Raw genomic sequence first — 5,000 nt, 5'->3', positions numbered from 1 at the left:
CCCATTAAAGCGGTACGCGAGCTGGGTTCAGAACGTCGTGAGACAGTTCGGTCCCTATCCGTCGTGGGCGTAGGAAATTTGAGAGGAGCTGTCCTTAGTACGAGAGGACCGGGATGGACGCACCGCTGGTGTACCAGTTGTTCTGCCAAGGGCATAGCTGGGTAGCTATGTGCGGAAGGGATAAGTGCTGAAAGCATCTAAGCATGAAGCCCCCCTCAAGATGAGATTTCCCATAGCGTAAGCTAGTAAGATCCCTGAAAGATGATCAGGTTGATAGGTTCGAGGTGGAAGCATGGTGACATGTGGAGCTGACGAATACTAATAGATCGAGGACTTAACCATATAATATGTAGCAAATGTTATCTAGTTTTGAAGGAATATGCCTTCATAGTTTGGTGATGATGGCAGAGAGGTCACACCCGTTCCCATACCGAACACGGAAGTTAAGCTCTCTAGCGCCGATGGTAGTTGGGACCTTGTCCCTGTGAGAGTAGGACGTCGCCAAGCAAGCTTAAGACGAGTCAGAATGACTCGTCTTTTTTATGTTTTATAAAATAAGCTCGTTATCTGTAGTTTTCTTGAGCTATAAATAACGAGCTTATTTGTGTTAAAAAATAGCAACATGAAAATTCAGTAAAGCTCTGTTTATTATAGTTCTGCTGTATTTTTCACATCAATGAGCTCAAATCGTTCGCAAACGAGTAGCATATCTTCAGAAAAAGTAAAACCAAACTCATTTAGTTCCTTTGTAAAAAAACGAACATGGGTGTCTTTCCAGTAATTATACGTGCAATCTCCTTCGCCTTCAGCGATAGCGAATTCTTCGCTTACTTCATTCATCGGTGTTACAGTTACTTCTATTGTTTTAATAATCGCTACAGGTTCATCCTGACTATTGAGTATAATACTATAATCATTAGTCGTCGGTAGTGGTTCATTTTCTAACTCATAAAAAATGTGACAGGAGCATGTTGCGGTTTTGATACCATCAATTACTAATTGTGCAAGATAATTAGGGGAATCCCCAAATTGCCAAGCTGTAACAGATGCTGGTTTTTCATTGTTTCCCCAATAAGTATCCCAATATGTTTGTGCTAATGGATTCATTTGTATCGTTACCTCACTCTAATTAATATGTAGTCTTTTTATAATCCCTGAGAAATTTACTTATTTGTATGCCTTTGTACGCATTTAAAATTTGTATCGGTGTGTTGTGAATTAAGAAAGAGAATATGCGGAATGAATATGGTTTGTAAACACGTTCTGTCCATATATGGGATTTTTAATTTTCCAATTGTGTCGTACGGTAAAGGATATAACTGTTTGAAGAATATTCGGATTATTAAGGGCGGTTTATTACAACTATGCCATATTGAAGTGAGTAATACTAGAGGTGAAATAGAGAAAAAACTGATATTCCAACTTGAATATCAGTTTAGTAATATGTGACTTATATGAATCTATAGCAATATGAACAGCGTAAATAAGATAGCCAGCAAAATACGATAATATGCAAAAGGTTTTAAACCGATCTTCTCTAAAAGCTTCAAAAAAGTTACTACGGCTAGCATTGCTACTATAAAAGAGGTAATGAATCCTACCGCAAACATAGGGATGTCATCAACGCTTAAATACTTCCAACTTTTTAATAAGTCTAAGCCTGTAGCTCCAACCATTACAGGAAGAGCAATGAGAAAAGAGAATTCAGATGCGGTCTTATAATTTACTTTCGCTAATAACCCTCCAGAAATAGTAGAGCCAGCTCTAGAGAAGCCAGGATATACCGCTAAGCATTGAAATAATCCAATTGTTAATGCTTGACGGTAGGTTAAATCATCCAGTGAATAGGCGGTTGCTTCTGTCTTTTTTACTTCTGCAAAAATCATAAGAATTGCTCCTGCTACAAGTCCAATGACGACAGTATATGGCTGAAATAAGTATGTTTTAATAACACCATGTAATAGTAATCCAGCAACTACCGCTGGGAATACACCAAGAAATATATGGAATGCGTTGAATTTTTTCTCTTTTCGTAGAAGAGGTTTAATATTACATAAAGAAACAAGGCGTTTATAGTATAAAATCGCAATAGCTAAAATTGCGCCTAACTGTATAACGATTTCAAAGGTCTTTGCTCTTTCTCCTTCGAAGCCTAATAAATGTCCGACTAATATAAGGTGGCCAGTAGAAGAGATAGGTAAAAATTCTGCTAATCCCTCTACAATACCGAGTATGAAGGCAATGATGATATCGCTCATAGTTTCACTCCTATAAATTAATGAATATCTACTCTCTTAAAATAGAATAGTGTTGCAATAAATCCGAAAATTGCTGTTGCTGCAATGATGATATAAGAATACTCTGGTGGATATGTGGGTTGTAATTCGTTATTTGCGATATCTAGAGTAGCGGTCCACGGAAATAGATCTTTATGTTTAGAGTTCACGAGCATAAGGTTAATCATTGTAATAATGACCGTTAATATAATAGGTGGTACATAGGTCTTCATTACAACGGTTAATAGTACAATAGGTGAAGACAATAGAAAGAGAAGTCCACCACATATTAAAAATTTTACGAGAGAGCTTAAGAGTAAGATGGTACTAAATCCAGGGAAGCTACCTATTAGCCCTAATAATAAAGTTAGTGTCCAAGCGACTAAAGTAAGCATTATAATCCAAAGAAAGAGAATGATGAACTTACTTATAATAAAGCTAATGCGTGAGACTGGAATAGTTAGTAAATGTTTTAGTGTATCTTCTGTATATTCACGGGTAAACAGATAAGCAATCACTACCCCATATAAGGGGAATCCTATAATTAAAGTAGTATATAAGTTAACTTCGGTGAATAGTTGATGGAACAAAATAGTTGGAGTAGGTTGTTTTGTTTTTATGTGTATATAAGACGCTACGACCACTAAGAAGGGTGCGACACCAGCCCCGATAATGCTAATTAAAAACATATTGGAACGTTTTAATTTTAATAGTTCTGTATAGAGCAGATTAGCCAATTGTTCCACCTCCAACTAGATTGGTGAAATAATCTTCTAATCTGTCTTCGCTCATCGCCATTTTTAATACATCGACATCATTAAGAACGAACGTTCTGTTTATGTGTCCTTGCTGTCCAAAATGAGAATAAATACGAATATTCCCTTCATCATGTACTTCATAATCAAAAATTTGAAGATGATTTTCTAATAGCATCGTGGCTCTATTGTCATTATTCACTTGAAATTCTATGTACTTACGGTTGGTTTTGCGTAGCGTATCAAGAGAAACTTCTTCTAGTAACTTTCCTTCATGGATAATTCCCATACGATCGACTAGTTGTTCTACTTCAACTAATATGTGACTAGAAATGAGTATCGTTATATTTCTTTCCTGAGCTAAAGATTTAATGAGTTTTCGCATTTCTTTAATACCGATTGGATCGAGTCCATTAGTTGGTTCATCTAGTATGAGTAGTTCAGGGTAGTGGAGAAGAGCACGTGCAATTCCTAAGCGCTGCTTCATTCCTAAAGAATACTTTCCTACTAACTTTTTTGTTTCATGCTGTAAGCCTACTATTTCTAATGCTTCTTCAATGGCATTCTTTTTGTGGATCCCAATTATCTTTGCATTAATTAATAAGTTTTCTTTTGCAGTTAAGTTTTCATAAAACCCTGGAACCTCAACGATAGAACCAATTCTTCTTAAAATATTTTTTTGATTTTGAAATAAGTCTTCTCCGAATATTTCAATATTTCCACTTGTAGGCTTTATAAGGCTAAGTAGCATACGTATGGTTGTTGTTTTGCCCGCACCGTTGCGTCCTATGAATCCATAAACCTCTCCTTGTTGAACATTAATATTTAGATTATCTACTGATTTTTGAGTGCCATATACTTTAGTAAGGTTAGTCGTTTTTATAATTGTATGTATAGGAGACACCTACTTTCTATAAGTTCTTACTTACATAATAAGAAGGAAGGCTTAACTGCATATTAATCATTTCTTAACTATTTCTTAAAAGAAGTGTATTTTGGAATGGAAAAACCAAAAGTAGTTCGTTTCCATGGGATACTTTCAACCCATATATGCCCACCATTTCTCTCCACGAGCGCTTTAGAAATCGAAAGCCCGAGACCGCTACCACCAAAAGAGGAGGTTCTTGATTGTTCGCTTCGGTACATTCGCTCAAATATGTTTTGTAAATCATGTTTTGGAATGCCAGGGCCTTTGTCCCAAATAAGAAGTTCATATTCTGTATTGGTTTCTAGTAGTTCGATTCCTACTGTTTTCCCATCTTTTCCGTAATAAATGGCATTTTTTATTAAATTACCTATAATTCGCATAAGGCTAAGGTGATCTGCGATGATAGGACAAGTAGATTCTGGTATAAGAACCTGTAGTTCGATATTATGTTTTGAGAGTTCAGGTAAAAAATCGATTAAAGCTTCTCTAGTAACTTCAGAAAAGTCGAGTTCTTCTTCTTTTAGTGGGAATTCATTGGCGTCTAGCTTTGCCATATTGAATATTTCATCAACTAGATGTTTTAAGTTATTTGATTTCATATAAAGTATTTTAAGATATTCTTGCTTTTCTATTTCAGAAGCAGCTACTCCATCTTTTAAAGCATCGATATATCCAATAATGGAGGTGAGTGGCGTTCGGATATCATGCGAGATACTAGACAAAAGTTGTTTTCTAGATTCCTCGTATCTTTTTGCTTCAATCCGAACCTTTTCTAATTCAGCTATTAGTTCGTTTATTGAAAAAACGATATGATGTAAGGAACGGTCATTGCTTGTGAATAATCTCGTTTGTAAATTTCCGTTTAATACACGACTTAATTTAGTATTCATTGATTTGTGATTTTGAATAAATTGTATCCTTGAAAAGAAGAGATAAGTTGTAATTAAGATAAGGGTAATAAATAAAGACATTTTTACTCTTGGGCCCATTTGTATATTTAAAAGTCCGCAAATGATAAGTTGTAATGAAATAAGGAAGAGG

The 5,000-nt window shown here is 35.5% G+C and carries 5 protein-coding genes and 2 rRNA genes (2 of these 7 only partly in view); 2 read left to right on the top strand and 5 right to left on the bottom strand.

All coding sequences use genetic code 11. The features are described 5' to 3' along the window. Positions 1–342: ribosomal RNA gene (locus A6J74_RS15330) — 23S ribosomal RNA — on the top strand; it begins 2,579 nt to the left of the window's first position. 49 nt (positions 343–391) lie between these two features. Then, positions 392–507: ribosomal RNA gene (gene rrf / locus A6J74_RS15325) — 5S ribosomal RNA — on the top strand. A gap of 141 nt (positions 508–648) precedes the next feature. Here rrf and A6J74_RS15320 read toward each other — a convergent pair. The 5 genes from A6J74_RS15320 to A6J74_RS15295 form a co-directional block, all read right to left on the bottom strand. Beyond that, entirely contained in the window at positions 649–1,107 is a 459-nt protein-coding gene (locus tag A6J74_RS15320) for an ASCH domain-containing protein (RefSeq protein ID WP_001068552.1), read from the bottom strand. 353 nt (positions 1,108–1,460) lie between these two features. After that, entirely contained in the window at positions 1,461–2,258 is a 798-nt protein-coding gene (gene uppP, locus A6J74_RS15310; protein ID WP_001279967.1) for an undecaprenyl-diphosphate phosphatase UppP, read from the bottom strand. 17 nt (positions 2,259–2,275) lie between these two features. After that, positions 2,276–3,013, bottom strand: coding sequence for an ABC transporter permease (locus A6J74_RS15305; RefSeq protein WP_142309189.1), 738 nt, complete (start codon positions 3,011–3,013; stop codon positions 2,276–2,278). After that, entirely contained in the window at positions 3,006–3,935 is a 930-nt protein-coding gene (locus tag A6J74_RS15300; RefSeq protein ID WP_000074551.1) for an ABC transporter ATP-binding protein, read from the bottom strand. Before A6J74_RS15300 ends, A6J74_RS15305 begins: the two co-directional genes overlap by 8 nt. A 68-nt stretch (positions 3,936–4,003) precedes the next feature. After that, positions 4,004–5,000, bottom strand: the 3' portion of a protein-coding gene (locus A6J74_RS15295; RefSeq protein WP_000845344.1) for a sensor histidine kinase. The gene runs 17 nt beyond the window's last position; the window shows 997 of its 1,014 coding nt (coding positions 18–1,014); its start codon lies beyond the right edge, outside the window; the stop codon is at positions 4,004–4,006.

Source organism: Bacillus sp. FDAARGOS_235 (genome assembly GCF_002073415.2).
Taxonomy (GTDB): Bacteria; Bacillota; Bacilli; order Bacillales; family Bacillaceae_G; genus Bacillus_A; species Bacillus_A toyonensis.
Note: the sequence above shows the minus strand (reverse complement) of the source record. Positions and strands in the feature narration are given on the sequence as shown.